Here is a 17,291-nt window from a genome sequence, read left to right on the forward strand (position 1 = left end):
TCAGGCGTCCCACACGGGCTCGGCGCTCTCCCGCACCCCGCCGTCCGCGCGGAAGATCAGGTGCCGGTCGAGGTCGCGGGCGAACCAGCGGTCGTGCGTGACCGCCAGCACCGTCCCCTCGAACCCCTCCAGCCCCCGCTGCAGCGCCTCCGCGCTGGCCAGGTCGAGGTTGTCCGTCGGCTCGTCGAGCAGCAGCAGCGTGGCCCCGGACAGCTCCAGCAGCAGGATCTGCAGCCGCGCCTGCTGGCCGCCCGAGAGCGTCTCGAACGCCTGCCCGCCCGCCGGGGCCAGCTCGTAGCGGGCGAGCGCGGCCATGGCGTCGTTGCGGGTCAGCGCGTGCTCGGCCATGATCAGCTCGGCGATCGGCCGGCCCCGCAGGTCGGGCCGCAGATGGGTCTGGGCGAAATATCCGGGGACGACCCGCGCGCCGAGCCGGGCCGTGCCGGTGTGCGCGATCGGCTCGCCGGCCAGCAGCCGCAGGAAGTGCGACTTGCCGGTGCCGTTGAGGCCCAGGACGCCGACGCGCTCGCCGTAGTGGATCTCCGTCGAGAACGGCCGCAGCAGCCCGGTCAGCTCCAGCTCCTCGCACATCACGGCCCGCTTTCCGGTGCGCCCGCCGCGCAGCCGCATGCGCACGTTCTGCTCCTTCGGCGCCCGGCGCGGCGGGCCCTCGCGCTCGAAGCGCTCCAGCCTGGACAGCGCCGACCGGTACGCCCCGGCCAGCGCGTCGTTGTGCGCCGAGCGCTGCCGCAGCGTGTGCGCCAGGCGGCGCAGCCTGGCCCGCTCGTCCTCCCAGCGCCGCCGCCGGTCCTCCAGCCGCTCCGCGCGCCGCCGCCGCGCCTCGCCGTAGGTGGCGAAGCCGCCGCCGTGCACCCACACCGTACGCCCCTCCACGGTGACGATCCGGTCGGCCGCCTCGGCGAGCAGCTGCCGGTCGTGCGAGACGAGCAGCACGGTCTTGGCCGAGTCGCGGATCGCCCGCTCCAGCCACTGCTTGGCCGGCACGTCGAGGTAGTTGTCCGGCTCGTCCAGCAGCAGCACCTCGTCGGGGCCGCGCAGCAGCGCCTCCAGCATGAGCCGCTTCTGCTCGCCGCCGGACAGCGTGCCGAGGCCGCGGCCGGCGACCCGTTCGTACGGCAGCCCGAGCGCCGCGTCCGCGCACACGTCCCACACGACCTCCAGCGCGTAGCCGCCCGCGTCGGCGTAGTCGGCGAGCGCCTGGGCGTAGGCGAGCTGCGCGGGCTCGTCGTCGCGCCCGGCCAGCGCCGCGGCCGCCGCCTCCACGTCCGCCGCGGCCTGCCGCACCCGCTGGGGCGCGACGCCGAGCAGCAGGTCGTGGACGGTGCCCTCGCCGAGGAACTGCCGCATCACCCCGATGCCGCCGCTGCTCGCCACCCGCCCGCCGGCCGGTCGCAGCTCGCCCGCGATCAGCCGCAGCAGCGTCGTCTTGCCGCCGCCGTTCGGGCCGACGAGCGCCGCCTTGGCCCCGTCGCCCACCTTGAACGACGCCTCCAGTAGCAGCGGCCGCCCGTCCGGCAGCAGGTACGTCAGGTCGCTCACCTCGATGTGTCCCAAGCCGCCCCCTCTCGATCGCCGTTCTACTACTAGACCATCGATCCGGTCAGCGTACAACGTATTATCGGCGGCGTGGAGAACGTGTGGTCGCGCCCGCGCAGGGCGCCCAGGCAGACGCTGACGCTGGAGCGGATCGTGGCCGAGGCGGTCGCGCTGCTCGACGAGGAGGGCGTGACCGGGCTGACCATGCGCCGGCTGGCCGAGCGGCTCGGCACCGGCTCCACCACGCTCTACTGGCATGTCAGGACCAAGGAGGACGTGCTCGACCTGGCGCTCGACGCCGTCTTCGGAGAGGCGCCGCTGCCGGCGGCGCGGCCCGGCGAGCCCTGGCACGAGCCGGTGCGCGCGCTGATGGGCGCCTGGCGGTCGGCCCTGCTGCGCCACCCGTGGTCGGCGACCGTCCTCGACCGCCCGCTGCTCGGGCCGAACGCCCTGGCCCGCACCGAGTTCCTGTTCCAGGCCCTGATCGCGGCCGGTTTCCCCGCTCCCGGGGGCGCCGCGCACAGCCTGGCCGGCTTCGTCACGGGCTCGGTGATCTCGCAGGTCACCTGGCAGGAACGCGCGGGGGAGGAGGTGGACGTGTTCCTGCGCGAACGCGCCGGCGGCTGGCCGGCCCTCGCCGCGCACGGTCTGGCCCCCGACTGGGACGCCACGTTCGCCGAGGGGCTCGGCTACCTCCTGGCCGGGATGGAGCAGGCGCGGAGCTGATGGTCAGCAGGTGCAGAGCAGGCCGCGGAGCGCCGTCTCCAGGCACCCGCCCGACCTCGCGGGCCGCGGCCAGGGGAAGCGCACCAGCGACTCGTCCACGCGTACGGTGGCGCCGAAGCGGTCCAGCTCCCACAGCCACACCTCGCCCGCCGTCTCGCCGAGCTGCCGCGACACCCCGGCGGTGAGCTGCGGCCGGTGGGAGTCGTTGACGTGGGCCAGCACCCGCTCGGCGACGTCGGTGAGCGGGTCGGGCGCCGCGCCCAGGTAGTCGTCGGCGTCCAGCATCCCCGACTCCTGGCCGGTCAGGTAGACGACCTGGGCCACGTCCAGGCGCAGCAGCCGGGGCGCGTCCGGCCGCCCGAACCGCTCCAGGGCATCGAACAGGCTCTCGTCCGCGCAGTGCGCGGCCACCGCCACCGCCGCGGCGCGCGCCTCGTCCTTGGGGACGGCCTCGGCCCAGCCCTGCACCTCGATGAGGCCGCGCGGGTGCGCGGTCTCGCCGAGCGTGCGCATCGCGGTCAGGTTCACCGCCACCACGGCGTCGCCGCTCAGGCCGTGCAGGGTCTCGCCGGGGCGCACGAGGAGCACCGGACGGCCGCGCTCGTCCACGCCGCCGCGGGCCGGCGAGGGGACGCCGTCGACGGCGAGCTTGGCGACCTCGGCGGTCGCGGCGAGGGTGCGGACCCGCTCGGGGATCGGCAGCATGACGCCTCCTTGGGCAACAGGCACAGTGATAGGTTAGGCTTACCTAAGTAAGGATTACCTAATCACATCGAGGTGAACGTGCGCTACACCGGCCCCAAGGTGCGACTGTCGCGTCGCGCGGGCGTCCCGCTGACCAGGAAAGCCGTCCGCTACTTCGAGACGCGCCCCTACCCGCCGGGCGAGCACGGCCGCAAGACCAACCGCCGCACCACCGGCGACTACGGGCTGCGGCTGCTGGAGAAGCAGAAGCTGCGCTGGTACTACGACGTCTCCGAGCGGCAGCTGCGCCGCTACTGGGGCCTCGCGGTGCGCAAGCCGGGCGCGTCGGGCGCCGAGCTGGTGACGCTGCTGGAGACCCGCCTGGCCTCCCTCGTGCTGCGCGCCGGGCTGGCGCCGTCGATCTACGCGGCCCGGCAGTACATCGCCCACGGGCACATCGCCGTGGACGGCCGCAAGGTGGACATCCCGAGCTACCTGGTCAAGCCGGGACAGGTCGTGTCCGTCAGGGAACGCTCGCGCGGGATGCAGCCGTTCGTGGCCGCCGCCGCCGGCATCCACGCCGACGAGCGCACGGCGGCGTACCTGTCCGTGGACCTCGCCGAGCTGCGCTTCACGCTGACGAGCCGGCCGGAGCGCGAGCAGATCGCGATCCCGGTCGACGAGCAGCTCGTGGTGGAGTTCTACTCCCGTTGACCGCGGCCGGGGGGCGTCGCGCGACGCCCCCCCGCGCGTGGCTCACTCGACCGGGCTGTGCCGCCGCAGCTCCGCGACCTCCTTGCGGAGCTCGGCGAGCTCCCGCAGGATCAGCTCGGAGTGCACGGCGGCGTCGTCCTGGAGCGCGGCGCGCTCCTCGGCGCTCTCCTCGTCCATGGCGCTGACCACGACCGCCATGAACAAATTCAGGATCACGAACGTGCACACCAGGATGAAGATGGTGAAGAAGATCCAGGCCGACGGGTGCTGGGTCATCACCTCCCTGGCGATGTTGCCCCAGTCGTCGCCCGTCATCGTCTGATAGAGGGTGAACAGCGAGGTCGGCAGGGTTCCGAAACGGTCGGGGGCGGCGGTGCCGTAGAGCTTGGTGGCCATCACCGCGGCCACGTACAGCACGAGGCCCAGCAGGACCACGATGGAGCTCATGCCGGGCATGGCGCGCAGCAGCGCCGAGACGACCCTGCGCAGGCTGGGCACCACCGACAGCAGCCGCAGCGCCCGCAGGACGCGCATCGCCCGCAGCACCGACAGGCCGCCGGTCGCGGGCGCGAAGGCGATGGCGACGATGATGAAGTCGAAGATGTTCCACGGGTCGCGGACGAAGCGCGTCCGCTCGACGTAGATCTTGGCCAGCAGTTCGACGGCGAAGATGTAGAGCGCCGCGTGGTCCACCACGGTCAGCAGGGTGCCGTAGCGCTCCACGACGGGTGGGAACGTCTCCAGGCCCAGCGTGGCGGCGTTGACCAGGATGACCCCGACGATGAAACGCTGGAAGCGCTTATGGGCGAGTACGGCACGAGTGCGTTCGCGCACGGATGATGCTCCTAGGGGAATGGAACAGGTGCCGTCCCATGATGGCGCAACATGATCAAGGCGGTCGCGGTATATAAGGACCCATGTCATATCCCCCGTACGACCCGCCCTATTACGGTCCCCAGGTGCACAACCACCCCAACGGCACGACCATCCTCGTGCTCGGCATCCTGAGCCTGGTGGTGTGCCTCTTCATCGGTCCGTTCGCCTGGTCGATGGGCAACACGGCGCTGCGCGAGATCGACGAGAGCGGCTACGTCTTCGCCAACCGCGGCCAGGTCCAGGCCGGGCGTGTCTGCGGCATGGTCGCCACCGCGCTAATGGCGCTCACTCTGCTGTTCGTCGCCTTCGGGGTCACCGTCGCCATCGTCACCTCCTGAGGCTTCCGCCGGGGCCCGCCGGCCGTAGTCGCCGAGCCCCGACTCCAGCAGGTCGAACGCCCGCTCCGCCTGTGTCCTGAGGTCGGGCTCGATGCCCGGCCAGTCCTCGCCCGCGCCCATGCGGCCGGCCGCGTACGCCCCGAGCAGCCGCGTGGCGGCGAGGATCTGCGCCGCCACCAGCCGCGGGGCGAGGTCCTCCGGCGCGGCGTCGAGCTCGTCGGCCAGCGCCCGCGTCAGCGCCGTCTCGCGCTGCTCCTGGAGCTCGCGCATCCTGGCGACCAGCGCGGGACTGGCGGCGACGATTCCGGCGAAGACGTCGGCGCCCTGGTTGAGCCCGTAGCGCCAGTCGCGGCCGGCGATGGCGTCGAGGAAGTCGCGGCGGAAGGCCCGCACCACGCTCTCGCCCGGCTCCCGCTCCCGCAGCACCCGCGCCGGCAGGTCCACGGCGACCTCCTGCCGGTCGGCGAACAGGTCCTCCTTCGTCCCGAAGTAGTTGAAGACCGTGTTCACCGACACGTCGGCCGCCCGCGCCACCTCGGCCACGGTCACGTTGTCGAACCCTTTGGCCATGAACAGCCCCATCGCGATGTCGGCGATGCGCTGCCTGGTCTCGCGCTTCTTCCGCTCCCGCAGCCCCTCTTCCATGCCTGCATGCTACCCAAATTGCAGTCACTCTAAAATTGTGGTTACCTCAATCTTGGAGGCGATGAAATGATTGAGACAACGGGTCTGACGAAGACCTTCGGCGACGCGACCGCCGTCGCCGGCGTGGACATCACCGTGGAGCCCGGCGAGATCGTCGGGTTCCTCGGCCCCAACGGCGCCGGCAAGACCACCACCATGCGCATGCTGACCACCCTGCTGCGGCCCACCTCGGGCACCGCCGTCGTGGCCGGCCGCGACCTGCTCGCCGACCCGCGCGGCGTGCGCCGGCGCATCGGCTACGTGTCGCAGGGCGGCGGCGTCCCGCCCGCCGAGCCGCTGCGCGGCGAGCTGGAGCTGCAGGGCATGCTGTACGGCCTCGGCCGCGCGGAGTCCGCCGCCCGCACCCGCGCCCTCCTCGACCGGCTGGAGCTCACCGGGCTGGAGGAGCGGCCGGGCGCCGCGCTGTCGGGCGGCCAGCGGCGTCGCTTCGACATCGCCTTCGCCCTGCTGCACGAGCCGGTCCTGCTCTTCCTCGACGAGCCCACGACCGGCCTCGACCCGCAGAGCCGGGCCAACCTGTGGGACCACGTCCGCGCCCTGCGCGCCGAGCGCGGCCTCACGGTCTTCCTCACCACCCACTACCTGGACGAGGCCGACGCCCTCTGCGACCGGCTGCTGATCATCGACCACGGCCGCATCGTGGCCGAGGGCGCGCCGGCCGCGCTGAAGAGCGGCGGGCGCACCCTCGACGACGTCTTCCTCGACATCACCGGCCGCTCGCTGCGCGAGGAGGCGGGGGTCTGATGCTGCGCGACACCTGGGTGCTGTTCCGCCACGGCGTGCGCACGACGCTGCGGCAGAAGGTCGGCATCGTCTTCGGGGCGGTGCAGCCGCTGCTGTTCCTGGTGCTGTTCGGGCCGCTGTTCGTGACGATCGGCACGTGGGAGACGCTCGTGCCCGGCCTGATCATCCAGCTCGGGCTGATGAGCATGGGCCTGGCCGGGTTCGGGGTGGTCTTCGAGCGGAGCTCCGGCGTGCTCGAACGCCTGCGCGTCACCCCGGTCAGCCGGCTGGCGCTGCTGCTCGGCCGGGTGCTCAACAACGCCGTCACGCTGATCATCCAGACGGCGCTGCTGCTGGCCGCCGCCTACGCCCTCGGCCTGCGGGCCCCGGCAGCCGGGGTGCTGGCGGGGTTCGCGCTGGTGCTGGTGCTCGGCGTCAGCCTGGCCGCCCTGTCGTACGCGGTCGCGCTCACCCTCGACCAGAACCTGTTCGCGCCCGTGATGTCCACCGCGGTGATCCCGCTGGTGCTGCTGTCCGGGTCGTTCCTGCCGATGTCGATGGCGCCGGGCTGGCTCGACGCCCTCTCCCGCCTCAGCCCCTTCCGCTACCCGCTGGAGGCGCTGCGCGAGCTGTTCCACGGCCACTACGCCAACGGGACCGTGGCGCTCGGCGTGGCGGTGACCGTGGTCTTCGCCGCGGTCAGCCTCACCGTCGGCACGCGCGTGTTCAACCGCGAGAACGCCTGAGTGATCAGGCCGCGCTCCGCGAGCGCCGGTCGAGCGCGGCCACGATCGCGCCGGGGTCGACGGTGCCGTACCCGTAGTCGTAGTCGAAGCCGACCTCGCTGCGGTCCTCGGCGGTGCGCCGCAGCAGCGCCCGGAGCTGCGCCGGCGACAGCAGGGCGGCCGGCCACCTGGTGCGGACCGCGGCCACCAGCCCGGCCGCGACCGGCGCCGCCGCCGAGGTGCCCGAGTCGGCCGCGCTCTCGCCGAGCGCCCGCGAGCCGGCGAAGCGCGTGTACGCGCACACGTCCGGCTTGCGGGCGGTCAGCCGCCCGGGGCCCCGGAAGGAGCAGCCCGTCCGCGCGCCGTTGACGTCCACGCCGCCGACCGACAGCGCGCGGGGGTGGGAGTTCGCGCCCGCGATGGGCCGGCTCGGGTACGGGCGGGGCCCGCCGGGGCGCTCCCGTCCGCGGTCGCCCGCCGCGAACAGCACGTCCGCCCCCATCCGGTCGAGCGCGGCCACCATGAGGTTGAACGGGTGCGCCGCGTTGTCGGAGTAGTTGCCCGGATGCCCGGCGGGGAAGTCGCCCTCCGGCGAGAACGACCCCCACGAGTTGCTCACCACCAGCGCCCGCGTCTCGGCCGGCTGGCCCTCCAGCACGCCGCGCAGGTGTGCGAAGGCGGCCACCGCGTCCGACAGCAGACCGCCCGTGGCGGTGCCTCCCGGCCGGGCGGGCGGCAGGGCGGGCGGCAGCAGCGGGATGTCGATGAGCGCGGCCCGCGGCGCGGCGATCAGCGCGTCGAAGGCGCACATCGTCCCGTGGCCCACCCCGGACTCGCCCGGCGCCGGAGCCGGCCGGCCGCCCGGCGGTCGCCAGCACCGGGCGGTGTCGACCGTCACCGCCCTGCCGAGCCTGCGGGCGGCGTGCGCGGCGTTGACGCCGGTGTCCAGCACCGCCAGCGCCACGCCGGCGCCGTCCAGCCCCTCGGCGTGCAGCCCGGCCACGCCGAGCAGCCGCTCGACGTCGTGCCAGTCGCCGACCGGCGCCTCGCCCACGGGGACGGGCGAGGGCTCCACGAGCGGGTCGGAGAACACCCCGACGACGTCCGGCCGCAGCGCGACGCCGGAAGCCGGCTCGTCGTCCGGGATCGTGCCGCGTACCAGCACCGAGGCGTCGCCGGGGGCCAGTGAGACGTCGAGCGGCCGGTTGAGCGGGAGCGGGTCGCCGCCCGCCCGGTGGACCGGCCGCGGCACCGTCACGGGCGCGAACGCCGGATCGAGCTCGACGCCCGGCAGGCCCGCCACCAGACCGGCGGCCAGGTCGGCGGCCACGTCGGCCGTGGTGACCTGCGAGGACGGGTCGGCGACGGCCGCGGCCAGATCGGGGGAGGGGCGGAGCTGGATCATCACGCGCATGGTCACCACCGGAGGTCGTGGGGAGCGAGTCACCCAACCTTGCTCCATCCGGCGGAGCCCGTCCAGCGCCTTCGGGAGGTTTGACCTGCGGAAACGCCGCAAAAACCGCGAAGCGGACGACATTTCTTCCGGCCTGTCAGGCTTCCATGATCCCGGTCCGTTCACTACGGTGAGGCTCCATGACGCTCCAGGCGCGCAAGCCGGTCGACGACGGAGAGAAGGCCCACTGGCTGGCGGTACGGCCGAGGCTCGTGCTCGCCAGCGCCTTCATGCTCTTCCTGGAGCTGGCGCTGATCCGCTGGACCGGGTCGAACATCGTCCACCTGAGCTACTTCACGAACTTCGTGCTGCTCGGGTCGTTCCTCGGCATCGGGCTCGGGTTCCTGCGCGTGGGGCGCTCGCGGCGGCAGCCGTACTACTCGCCGGTCGTGCTCGCCGTGCTCGCCATCGTGGTGCTGGCCTTCCCCGTCACCGTCGACCGCGACACCGAGGGCGTCCTCTACTGGACGAGCCTGTCCACCAGCGGGCCGCCCGCCTGGCTCATCCTGCCGGTCATCTTCTGCGCCGCCGCGCTCGTCCTCATGGGGCCCGCCGAGCTGGTCGGCCGCTGCTTCCCCGAGCTGCCCCGCCTGGAGGCCTACCGGTACGACCTCATCGGCAGCCTCACCGGCATCGCGGCGTTCACCGCGCTGTCGTTCCTGAGCGCGCCGCCGGTCTTCTGGGGGCTGATCGCGGCGATCTGCTACGGCGTGCTGCTCGTGCCCCGGCCGCGCTCGCTCTACCTCGGGCTGGTCACCGTCCCCTCCCTGGCCGTCGTCGGGCTGCTGCTCACCGAGACGCTCACCGCCGGGGCGGTCTGGTCGCCGTACTACAAGGTCACCTCCAAGCCCCTCACGGTGCTCGGGGTGCCCGTCACCGACATCGCGGTCAACGGCATCCCGCACCAGCAGGCCGTGCCCGCCGCCGCCCGCCTGCAGTGGGAGGCCCAGTACGGGCTGCCGTACGAGCGGGCCTCCAAGCCGCCCCAGGACGTGCTCATCGTCGGCGCGGGCAGCGGCACCGACGTCGCGATCGCCCTGTCCAAGGGCGCCCGGCGGGTGGACGCCGTCGAGATCGACCCCAAGCTGCGCGAGCTGGGCGGCTCGGTGCACCCCGACCGCCCCTACGACGACCCCCGCGTCACCACGCACATCACCGACGGCCGGGCCTTCCTGGAGCGCGGCGGCGGCTCCTACGACCTGATCCTGTTCGCGCTGCCCGACTCGCTCACCCTCGTCTCCGGGGCCAGCTCGCTGCGGCTGGAGAGCTACCTGTTCACCGAGGAGGCCATGCGGGCCGCCCGCGCCCACCTCAAGCCCGGCGGCACGTTCTCGATGTACAACTACTACCGGGAGAGCTGGCTGGTGGACCGGCTCGCCGCCACCATGCAGCGCGCCTTCGGCCACAAGCCGTGCGTGGACGTCGTCAGCACCGCCGGGCAGCAGGCCGTCATCACCGCCGGGCTGACGGCCGCCGACCAGCGCTGCGCCGCCGAGTGGCCCGGCGCCGCCGCGGGCACGCCGCCGCCCGCCGACGACGACCGGCCCTTCCTCTACCTGCACGACGCGACGATCCCGCCGCTCTACCTCGTCACGCTCGGGCTCATCCTCGCCGTCAGCCTGCTCGCCGTCCGCGTCGTCGCCGGCCCCTACCGGCGCATGCGCCCCTACAGCGACCTGTTCCTGCTGGGCGTGGCGTTCATGCTGCTGGAGACCAAGAGCGTGACCGGCTTCGCGCTGCTGTTCGGCACCACGTGGGTGGTCAACGCCGTCGTCTTCGCCGGCGTGCTGGTCGCGGTGCTCGCCGCCGTCGAGATCACCCGCCGCTTCCGCACCCCGCCGCTGCCCGTGATGTACGCCGTGCTGCTGGCCGGCCTGGTGCTCGCCTGGCTCGTCCCGAACGCCTGGCTGCTGTCACTGCCGGTGCCGCTGCGCGCCCTGGCCGCCGTAACGGTCGCCTTCCTGCCGATCTTCGCGGCCAACGTGGTCTTCGCCAAGCGCTTCGCCGAGACCGCCGACGCCACCACGTCCTTCGGCGCGAACCTGCTCGGGGCGATGGTCGGCGGCTGCCTGGAGTACGCGGCCCTGGTGATCGGCTACAAGGGCCTGCTCGTCGTCGCCGCCCTGCTGTACGTCGGCGCCTTCGCCCTGCTGCCCCGCAGGAGCGCCGCCCCCGCTTGACGGAGCCGGCCCGTCAGAGGCCGCAGAGCTCGTCCAGGGACTTGGCGCCGGCCTTCTGGGTGTTGCGGGTGGGCGTCTGCGTCGGCGTCCCGGCCTGGGCCCGCGTCGGGGACGCGGAGGGGGCGGTGACGCTGGGGGAGGCGGTGACGTTCGCCGTCTGGGCCTGGCGGGCCGGGCGGAGGGAGTCGGAGATCGCCTTCTTGGTGGCCTGGCGGATCTTGACCCAGTCCGGGCGGCCCGAGTAGAACTCCGGCGGCACGAACTGCAGGCTGGTGATCTTGGCGTCCTTCACCTTGACGGCCAGCTCCATGATCGGCGGGAGCAGGGGCTGCGGGATGTTCGTCTGCGCCATGCGCTTGGTGGCGCCGGCGATCTTCCTGAAGTTGGTGAGGATGACCTGGGGCGTGGCCTGCTGGGCGAAGGCGCCGATGACGCAGCGCTGGCGGGCCATGCGGGAGAAGTCGTCGCTGTTGACGCGGGAGCGGCCGTACCAGAGGGCCTGCTCGCCGCTGAGGCGGCGGTAGCCGGCCTTGATGGTGCCGGCGGTGCCGTACAGGCCGCCCCACTTGACGTCCGCCTCCACGTGGACCTTCAGTCCGCCGATGGCGTCGACGAGGGCGGCGAAGCCGTACATGTTGATGAGGGCGTAGTAGTCGATCTTGAGGCCGAGGGTGTAGCCGATGGCGTCCATCAGCGCCCGGGGGCCCATGTTCTTGGCGCCCATGATCTGCGGGTTGTCGTTGGCGTACTGCCAGACCTCGTTGAGCAGGCCGCCGTTGGGCAGCTCGGCCATGTAGCCGTTGGGGAACTGCTTGTGCAGCGGCGAGCTGGCCGGGAAGTGCACGTGCTGGAGGTTGCGCGGCAGGCTGAACAGCACCGTGTTGCCGGTCTTGATGTCGATGCTGGCCACGTTCATGCTGTCGGTCCGCACGCCGGTGCGGTTGCCGGCCGCGTCGCCGCCGATGAGCAGGAAGTTGACGCGGGTCTTGCCGGCCCAGGGGTCCTCGGGGTTGTGCGCGACCGTCGGCGTGCCCGGGTCGGAGGAGGACGGGAAGATGTCCTTCACGGTGTTGCGCAGGGTGACCATGGTGTCGGCGACGAACGCGAACGGCGCCATCACCGCCACGCACAGCACGCCCACGACGATGCCGGTCAGGATCTGGCCCTGCTGGTTGAGCCGTTTGGGGCTGAGCACCACGTACGAGCTGACCACGACGGCGAACCAGGCCAGCGCGAGCGCGGAGGCGATGATGATCACCGCGAGCATCATCCCGTCGCCGACGAACGCGGCGGCGTCGGTCAGGTTGCGGGTCAGCCCGAAGGCGAGGGCGGCGAGCAGCAGCACCGCGTACCCGCTGATGAGGATCAGCCCGGTACGGCGGCGCCCGGCGCGCAGGTGCGCGGCGCCGGGCGCGACGGCGGACAGTGCGGTCCAGCCGAGCACGGAGGCGGGCGTGAGCGGCCGGGCGAAGCGAGGGGCGCCGGGAGCCGGGCGGGGCCGGCGCGCCGGGCGTTCCTTTCTGCCTCCAGGCACGGTGCCCACCCCGTCGCGCTTTCTCACACCGGCTCCTTCAGACGCCTACCAGGCAGAACGGCCCCCATGCGGGGACAAGAATGCCAGGATTCTAGTCCCCATATCTGGACAACACAGACACTTCCCCAAGTCGAGATGAACTCCGCGTGATTTTCACAGGTGCCTCTCAGGACACCGTGGAGGACGGAGCCATCCACGTGTTGCACTGGTACGCCTTGTTCTTCTCCCATCCCTGACGGAACCAGCGGTTGTTGTTGGCGGGCGTCCCGTGGTCGCGCGGATAGCCCGGATAATCGCCCACCTGGCCGTAGAACCAGTACAGCCGGCTGCGCAGCGACGTGGTCACCGGATAGGAGGCGGCGACCGAGCGCATCCACATGCCGCCGAGGCAGGTGGCCTGCAGCTCCAGCCGCCTGCTGAGCCCGAGCTTGGTGCTCCGGCTGGAGGTGGCCAGCGTGCTGTCCCACCAGGAGTTCATCAGGCCCGTGACGTTCTGGACGTGGTGGCCGTACTCGTGGGCCATCATGCTGATGATGCCGCCGTGCCAGGAGATGATCTGGCCGTAGCCGCGGGCGTTGCCGTTGCCGCGGGCCATCGCCGAGGTCGAGGCGTAGATCGTGGAGTTGCGCGGGCAGTAGTACGGCACCATGCTCCCGGCGCTCGGGTAGTCGCCGCAGGCGCCCCGGCCCCGGCCGGAGGCGATGGCGTAGCCCGGCGGCCGGAAGTCGAAGCCCTGCTTCTGCAGGACCGGCCCCCACGCGCGGTCCATGCACTTGCCCGTCTTCAGGATCAGCGCCTTGAGCTGGCTGTGGCTGAAGATGCTCGCGTTGCCCGCCCGGCAGGAGATCCGGGGCAGCGTGCCCGCCCGGTAGAGGCTGTTGTTCTTGAGGCTCGTGTTGACCTGCACCTGCGCCGGCGGCGTCACCGTCTCCTCCGGGGTGCGGGTCGGCTGCCGGGTCGGCTGCTCGGTCGGGCGGCGGGTCGGCGGCCGGGTGGCGCGGCTGCGTTCCGGCGTGGGCTCGTACGTCGGGACCGCGATCGGCGTCGTCGTCTCCGACCGCGACGAGCTCTTCAGCAGGGCCGCGCCGACGACGATCAGCACGAACAGCGCCGCCAGCGAGCCGAACACCGCGCCGAGCACCCCGATCACGCCCATGCCCGACTTGCGGCGCGGCGGCGGAGGCTGCCACTGCCGTGGCGGCATCCGCGGCGGCGGAGGTGGCGGGGGAGGGGGTGCGGGCTGCCGGTAGTGCTGGGCGTACTGCGGCGGCGGGGGTGGCGGCGGCGGCATCTGCTGCGTGTAGGGCCGCGTCATGCCGTCCTGCGGCACTCCCTGCGGCGGGTACGGCGGTTGCCCCGGCCCCTGCGGTGGGTACGCGGGGCCCTGGGGTGGGTAGCCGGGACCCTGGGGCGGGTAGCCGGGCCCCTGGGGCGGATGGCCGGGCCCCTGGGGCGGGTAGGCGGGCGGGGGCGGCTGGGGCGGCGGCCCGTACGGACCGCCCTGCGGCTGCTGCTGCCGGCCGTGGCCGGGCGGCGGCCACGGGAGCGCGGGTGGCCTCTGTGGCTGTCCGGGCCCCTGTGGCGGGGGTGGATATTGCCCGTTACCTGTCACCCTGTCTCCCCGTTTGCCCCGTTGTCCCATTGCCGAGCTTCGTCCGGCGACTTGACGGACCCTTGGCAAATTTGGGGCAAAAGCATACTGATTTATCACCCGTCACGGATGTAGCAGTGCACGGTCACAGTCCGAAATCATTCGAGGTGATCTCGGTTATCTTTCGGTCTGGGGAGCGGGTGGTGTCCTAGCTTTCTTGGCATGAATCTCCAGCAGCTCCGCTATGTGGTCGCGACTGCGGAGCACCGCACCATGACCGACGCGGCCAGGTCGCTGTACATCGCGCAGCCCGCGCTCTCCCGCGCGATCCGCGATCTCGAGCGCGAGCTCGGCATGACCCTGTTCGCCCGTTCCGGCCGCGGCGTCGTCGTCACCGCGCAAGGCCGGCGGGTGGTCAAGCTGGCACGGGAGGCGCTCGACGCCGTCCACGAGATCGAGGGCCTGGCCCAGCACACCGGCGCGTCCGACGCCGAACTGCGCATCGCCTCGACGCCCAGCCTGGAGCCCGGTCTGGCGGGGCGGCTGTTGCCCGCCTACGCCGCCGAGCACCCCGGTGTCCGCGTCCAGATCGTGCGCTGCGAGGGCCGCGAAGCGGTCGTCAACGCCATCAGGGACCAGCGGGCCGACCTCGGTCTCACCGACCTGCCGGTGCCCGCCGACCTCGTCACCCACCCCCTCGAACGCCAGGAGATCGTGCTGATCTCCCCGCCCGGGCTCGAACTGCCCAACCCGGTGCCGATGGGCAGGCTGCACGGCATGCGCCTGGCCCTCCCGGCCCGCGGCAGCACCCGGCGCAGGGAGCTCGACGCGATGTTCGGCAGGTACGCCGTCACCCCGACGGTCGTACTGGAGACCGACGAGCGCAACGGCTGGCTCAACGCCGTCCGCGCCGGCCGGGCCTCGCTCCTGTGGTACCGCGGCATGGCCGAGCAGGCCGCCCGCGCGGGCCTCGTGGTGCGCTCGCTCGAACCGGCAGTGCGGCGCGTCATCGCCGTCGTGCACGCCCGTCGCCGGCTGCCGCTGATCGCCCAGGACTTCCTGGCCACCGCGGAGAAGGGAACGACCGCCGCCTGACCGACCGAACCGGGGAACGCTCCACTCACCCCTGAAACCCCGAAACCCCCGAAACCCCCGACACAGACGACCCCCCCGAGAACCCTCACCCCCACCCAAACCCCCTGCAGAAACCCCCCAACCGCACCGAAGCGCACCGACAAGGCCCGGCATCGTCCGAGCCCGGGGCCCGGCGACGCGGCCCGGCCCCCGAGGGAGCCCCTTCCAGCGGCCCCTCATCCAGCCCTCAGAGCACGGCCTCGCCCTTCTACGGCGACGGCGGCCGGGGGCAGATCCTCCCCGGGACACGGGAACACCTCATCGGGACACGGGAAGCCGCACCACCGCACGCAGTCCGGGCGCGGCGTCCTCCAGGACCACCGTGCCGCCGTGCGCCCGCACGGTCTCGCGCACGATGGCCAGCCCGAGCCCGGTGCCGCCCTCGTCCCTGCTCCGCCCGGAGTCGAGCCTGGTGAAGCGGTTGAACACCCGCTCGCGGTCCTGCTCCGGGATGCCGGGACCGTCGTCGGTGACGGTCAGCACGCCGTCGGCGGTCAGCGCCACCTCGATCTTCGAGGAGGTGTGCCGTGAGGCGTTGTCCATGAGGTTGGTCAGCACCCGGCTCAGGTCGAGCGCGTCGCCGCGGACCACGACCGGGTCGCAGATCGTCAGCCGGGCCTCGGTGTAGCGGTCCACGGCCCGGCGTACGACCTCGTCGAGCTCCACCGGCTCGCGCCTGGCCGGGACGCCGCCGCGCTCGTCCAGCCGGGCCAGCGCGAGCAGGTCCTCGGCCAGCCGGGACAGGCGCAGGGTGTCCTCCAGCGCGCCCTCGGCGGTCTCCTGCCAGTCCTGGCCCTCGGGATGGCCGAGCGCGACCTCCAGTTGCAGCCGGATGCTGGCGAGCGGGCTGCGCAGCTCGTGCGCGGCGTCGGAGACGAGCGCCCGCTGACGCTGCTCGGCCTCCTCCAGCCTGGCCAGCATGTCGTTGAGCGTGGTGGCCAGATGGTGCACCTCGTCGCGGGAGGCCGGCACGGGCAGCCGCCGGGAGCGCGCCGTGTGCGTGATCTCGGCTGCTCCCCGGCGCAGCGCCGCGATCGGGCGCAGCGTGCGGCCGATCATCAGCCAGCTCGCCACGGCGAGCAGCACCACCAGCGCGGGCGTGCCCACCATCAGGACCCGCCCGGCCGTGCCGAGGCTGGTGCGGATCTCGCTGATGGACCGGGCCGCTAGCACGGTCTGGCCGCGGTCCGCGCGCAGCACGACCACGTGCAGGAAACCCGGGACGGCGTACGGCCGCCCGTCCACCTCCACCGCCTTGCCGGACGCCAGCGCCCGCTCCCGGCCGGCGGCGTCCAGCAGCGGCACCAGCCGGTCGGCGCCGTACGTGACGTGCGTGATCCGGTCCTGTGCGTCGAGCACCTGCACGATCGTGCCGTCGTGGGTGGTGATCGGCGTGGTGAGCGTGCCGGAGTCGGCCGCCACGCGCACGACGTCCGCCTGCCGCCTGGTGCCGTCGTCCACGGTCGCCATCAGCGCCCGGTCGAGGACGCTGAGCAGCACCGAGGCCGACAGCGCCAGCGCCAGCGCGAGCACCGCGACGGCGACCGCCGACAGCCGGAAGCGCAGTCCCTGCCGCCGCCACCACGCCAGCGGCGAGCCGGGCGACCCGTCAGCCACCGTCGCCCGCCAGCCGGTAGCCGGCGCCGCGCACGGTCTGCAGCGCGTTCCTGCCGAACGGGACGTCGATCTTGCGGCGCAGGTAGCCGACGTACACCTCGACGACGTTCGGGTCGGTGTCGAAGGTGTCCCACACGTGCTCCAGGATCTCCGACTTCGACACCACCTCGTCGCGCCGCCGCAGCAGGTACTCCAGCAGCGCGAACTCCCGCGGCGTCAGCTCGATCGCGGTGCCGTCGCGCTCCACCCGCCGCCGCGCCGGGTCCAGCGACAGGTCGCCGGCCTGCAGCACCGCCGGGCGCCGGCCCGCGTCGCGGCGCAGCAGCGCCCGCAGCCGGGCCACCAGCACCACGTACGAGAACGGCTTGGTCAGGTAGTCGTCGGCGCCCAGGTCGAGCCCGTCGGCCATGTCGTACTCGCCGTCCTTGGCCGACAGCATGAGGATCGGCACCCAGTTCTCCTCGGCGCGCAGCCGCTTGCAGACGTTGTAGCCGGACAGCCGGGGCAGCATGATGTCGAGCACCACGACGTCGTAGTCGCCGTGGCGGGCCGCGTGCAGGCCCTCCTCGCCGTCGTGGGCGAGATCCACGGCGAAGCCCTCGGCCTGGAGCCCGCGCTGGAGCGCCGCCGCCATCCGCCGCTCGTCCTCGACGACCAGTACCCTCATGCGGTGATTCTCCCGTTCTGTCGCTGAGAGCGCGCTGAGAAGACTGAGAGGGGTCTCAGACTGTCTC

At 72.8% G+C, this 17,291-nt stretch carries 16 protein-coding genes; 7 read left to right on the forward strand and 9 right to left on the reverse strand.

Going from position 1 to position 17,291, the window contains the following annotated elements; genetic code table 11:
* Positions 1-1,575: an ATP-binding cassette domain-containing protein gene (locus SMD20_RS06220; RefSeq protein ID WP_329576055.1), complete on the reverse strand. Its 1,575-nt coding sequence runs from the start codon at positions 1,573-1,575 to the stop codon at positions 1-3.
* 72 nt (positions 1,576-1,647) lie between these two features.
* Between SMD20_RS06220 and SMD20_RS06225 the strand changes: the two genes are divergently transcribed.
* Complete coding sequence (locus SMD20_RS06225) at positions 1,648-2,283, forward strand: TetR/AcrR family transcriptional regulator C-terminal domain-containing protein (protein WP_329576058.1); 636 nt, start codon at positions 1,648-1,650, stop codon at positions 2,281-2,283.
* A gap of 3 nt (positions 2,284-2,286) precedes the next feature.
* Here the strand turns inward: SMD20_RS06225 and SMD20_RS06230 are convergent, their stop codons facing one another.
* Positions 2,287-2,988, reverse strand: coding sequence for a DUF2470 domain-containing protein (locus SMD20_RS06230; RefSeq protein WP_329576061.1), 702 nt, complete (start codon positions 2,986-2,988; stop codon positions 2,287-2,289).
* A gap of 78 nt (positions 2,989-3,066) precedes the next feature.
* Between SMD20_RS06230 and rpsD the strand changes: the two genes are divergently transcribed.
* Positions 3,067-3,681 (forward strand): 30S ribosomal protein S4, encoded by a 615-nt coding sequence (gene rpsD / locus SMD20_RS06235; RefSeq protein WP_329592454.1) that lies wholly within the window; start codon positions 3,067-3,069, stop codon positions 3,679-3,681.
* Between the two features lie 42 nt (positions 3,682-3,723).
* Here the strand turns inward: rpsD and SMD20_RS06240 are convergent, their stop codons facing one another.
* Positions 3,724-4,515 (reverse strand): ion transporter, encoded by a 792-nt coding sequence (locus tag SMD20_RS06240; protein ID WP_329576064.1) that lies wholly within the window; start codon positions 4,513-4,515, stop codon positions 3,724-3,726.
* Positions 4,516-4,598: 83 nt separating this feature from the next.
* On the opposite strand from SMD20_RS06240, the gene SMD20_RS06245 reads away from it, so the two are divergent.
* Complete coding sequence (locus SMD20_RS06245; protein ID WP_329576067.1) at positions 4,599-4,895, forward strand: DUF4190 domain-containing protein; 297 nt, start codon at positions 4,599-4,601, stop codon at positions 4,893-4,895.
* On the opposite strand, the gene SMD20_RS06250 is transcribed toward SMD20_RS06245, so the two are convergent.
* On the reverse strand, positions 4,833-5,540 hold the full coding sequence (locus SMD20_RS06250; protein ID WP_329576070.1) for a TetR/AcrR family transcriptional regulator: 708 nt from the start codon (positions 5,538-5,540) through the stop codon (positions 4,833-4,835). The genes SMD20_RS06245 and SMD20_RS06250 overlap by 63 nt on opposite strands.
* Before the next feature lie 66 nt (positions 5,541-5,606).
* Between SMD20_RS06250 and SMD20_RS06255 the strand changes: the two genes are divergently transcribed.
* Positions 5,607-6,344, forward strand: coding sequence for an ABC transporter ATP-binding protein (locus SMD20_RS06255; RefSeq protein ID WP_329576073.1), 738 nt, complete (start codon positions 5,607-5,609; stop codon positions 6,342-6,344).
* Complete coding sequence (locus SMD20_RS06260) at positions 6,344-7,069, forward strand: ABC transporter permease (protein WP_329576076.1); 726 nt, start codon at positions 6,344-6,346, stop codon at positions 7,067-7,069. Before SMD20_RS06255 ends, SMD20_RS06260 begins: the two co-directional genes overlap by 1 nt.
* A gap of 4 nt (positions 7,070-7,073) precedes the next feature.
* Here the strand turns inward: SMD20_RS06260 and SMD20_RS06265 are convergent, their stop codons facing one another.
* Positions 7,074-8,462 (reverse strand): S8 family serine peptidase, encoded by a 1,389-nt coding sequence (locus SMD20_RS06265; protein ID WP_329576079.1) that lies wholly within the window; start codon positions 8,460-8,462, stop codon positions 7,074-7,076.
* A gap of 179 nt (positions 8,463-8,641) precedes the next feature.
* Here SMD20_RS06265 and SMD20_RS06270 point away from each other — a divergent pair, with 179 nt between their 5' ends.
* Positions 8,642-10,681 (forward strand): spermidine synthase, encoded by a 2,040-nt coding sequence (locus tag SMD20_RS06270; protein WP_329576082.1) that lies wholly within the window; start codon positions 8,642-8,644, stop codon positions 10,679-10,681.
* A gap of 13 nt (positions 10,682-10,694) precedes the next feature.
* Here the strand turns inward: SMD20_RS06270 and SMD20_RS06275 are convergent, their stop codons facing one another.
* Together SMD20_RS06275 and SMD20_RS06280 are read right to left on the reverse strand one after the other, a co-directional pair.
* Positions 10,695-12,242, reverse strand: a complete 1,548-nt coding sequence (locus tag SMD20_RS06275) for an LCP family protein (RefSeq protein ID WP_329576085.1) — start codon at positions 12,240-12,242, stop codon at positions 10,695-10,697.
* A 139-nt stretch (positions 12,243-12,381) separates the two neighbouring features.
* Positions 12,382-13,530: a neutral zinc metallopeptidase gene (locus tag SMD20_RS06280; protein ID WP_329576088.1), complete on the reverse strand. Its 1,149-nt coding sequence runs from the start codon at positions 13,528-13,530 to the stop codon at positions 12,382-12,384.
* Positions 13,531-14,028: 498 nt separating this feature from the next.
* Between SMD20_RS06280 and SMD20_RS06285 the strand changes: the two genes are divergently transcribed.
* Positions 14,029-14,901 (forward strand): LysR family transcriptional regulator, encoded by an 873-nt coding sequence (locus SMD20_RS06285; protein WP_329576091.1) that lies wholly within the window; start codon positions 14,029-14,031, stop codon positions 14,899-14,901.
* A 297-nt stretch (positions 14,902-15,198) separates the two neighbouring features.
* Here SMD20_RS06285 and SMD20_RS06290 read toward each other — a convergent pair whose 3' ends face one another.
* A complete protein-coding gene (locus SMD20_RS06290) occupies positions 15,199-16,557 on the reverse strand; it encodes a sensor histidine kinase (protein WP_329576094.1) in 1,359 nt (452 codons plus the stop codon).
* Positions 16,550-17,224: a response regulator transcription factor gene (locus SMD20_RS06295; RefSeq protein WP_329576095.1), complete on the reverse strand. Its 675-nt coding sequence runs from the start codon at positions 17,222-17,224 to the stop codon at positions 16,550-16,552. The genes SMD20_RS06290 and SMD20_RS06295 overlap by 8 nt, the downstream gene beginning before the upstream one ends.
* Positions 17,225-17,291 lie beyond the last annotated feature (67 nt).

The organism is Nonomuraea sp. LP-02, assembly GCF_036289125.1.
GTDB classification, from domain to species: Bacteria; Actinomycetota; Actinomycetes; order Streptosporangiales; family Streptosporangiaceae; genus Nonomuraea; species Nonomuraea bangladeshensis.

Coding starts and splice junctions, on each gene's coding strand:
- SMD20_RS06270 (WP_329576082.1), top strand. CDS start 8,642: ATGACGCTCCAGGCGCGCAAGCCGGTCGACGACGGAGAGAAGGCCCAC.
- SMD20_RS06250 (WP_329576070.1), bottom strand. CDS start 5,540: ATGGAAGAGGGGCTGCGGGAGCGGAAGAAGCGCGAGACCAGGCAGCGC.
- SMD20_RS06230 (WP_329576061.1), bottom strand. CDS start 2,988: ATGCTGCCGATCCCCGAGCGGGTCCGCACCCTCGCCGCGACCGCCGAG.
- SMD20_RS06295 (WP_329576095.1), bottom strand. CDS start 17,224: ATGAGGGTACTGGTCGTCGAGGACGAGCGGCGGATGGCGGCGGCGCTC.
- SMD20_RS06265 (WP_329576079.1), bottom strand. CDS start 8,462: ATGCGCGTGATGATCCAGCTCCGCCCCTCCCCCGATCTGGCCGCGGCC.
- SMD20_RS06245 (WP_329576067.1), top strand. CDS start 4,599: ATGTCATATCCCCCGTACGACCCGCCCTATTACGGTCCCCAGGTGCAC.
- SMD20_RS06260 (WP_329576076.1), top strand. CDS start 6,344: ATGCTGCGCGACACCTGGGTGCTGTTCCGCCACGGCGTGCGCACGACG.
- SMD20_RS06285 (WP_329576091.1), top strand. CDS start 14,029: ATGAATCTCCAGCAGCTCCGCTATGTGGTCGCGACTGCGGAGCACCGC.
- SMD20_RS06255 (WP_329576073.1), top strand. CDS start 5,607: ATGATTGAGACAACGGGTCTGACGAAGACCTTCGGCGACGCGACCGCC.
- SMD20_RS06280 (WP_329576088.1), bottom strand. CDS start 13,530: ATGACGCGGCCCTACACGCAGCAGATGCCGCCGCCGCCACCCCCGCCG.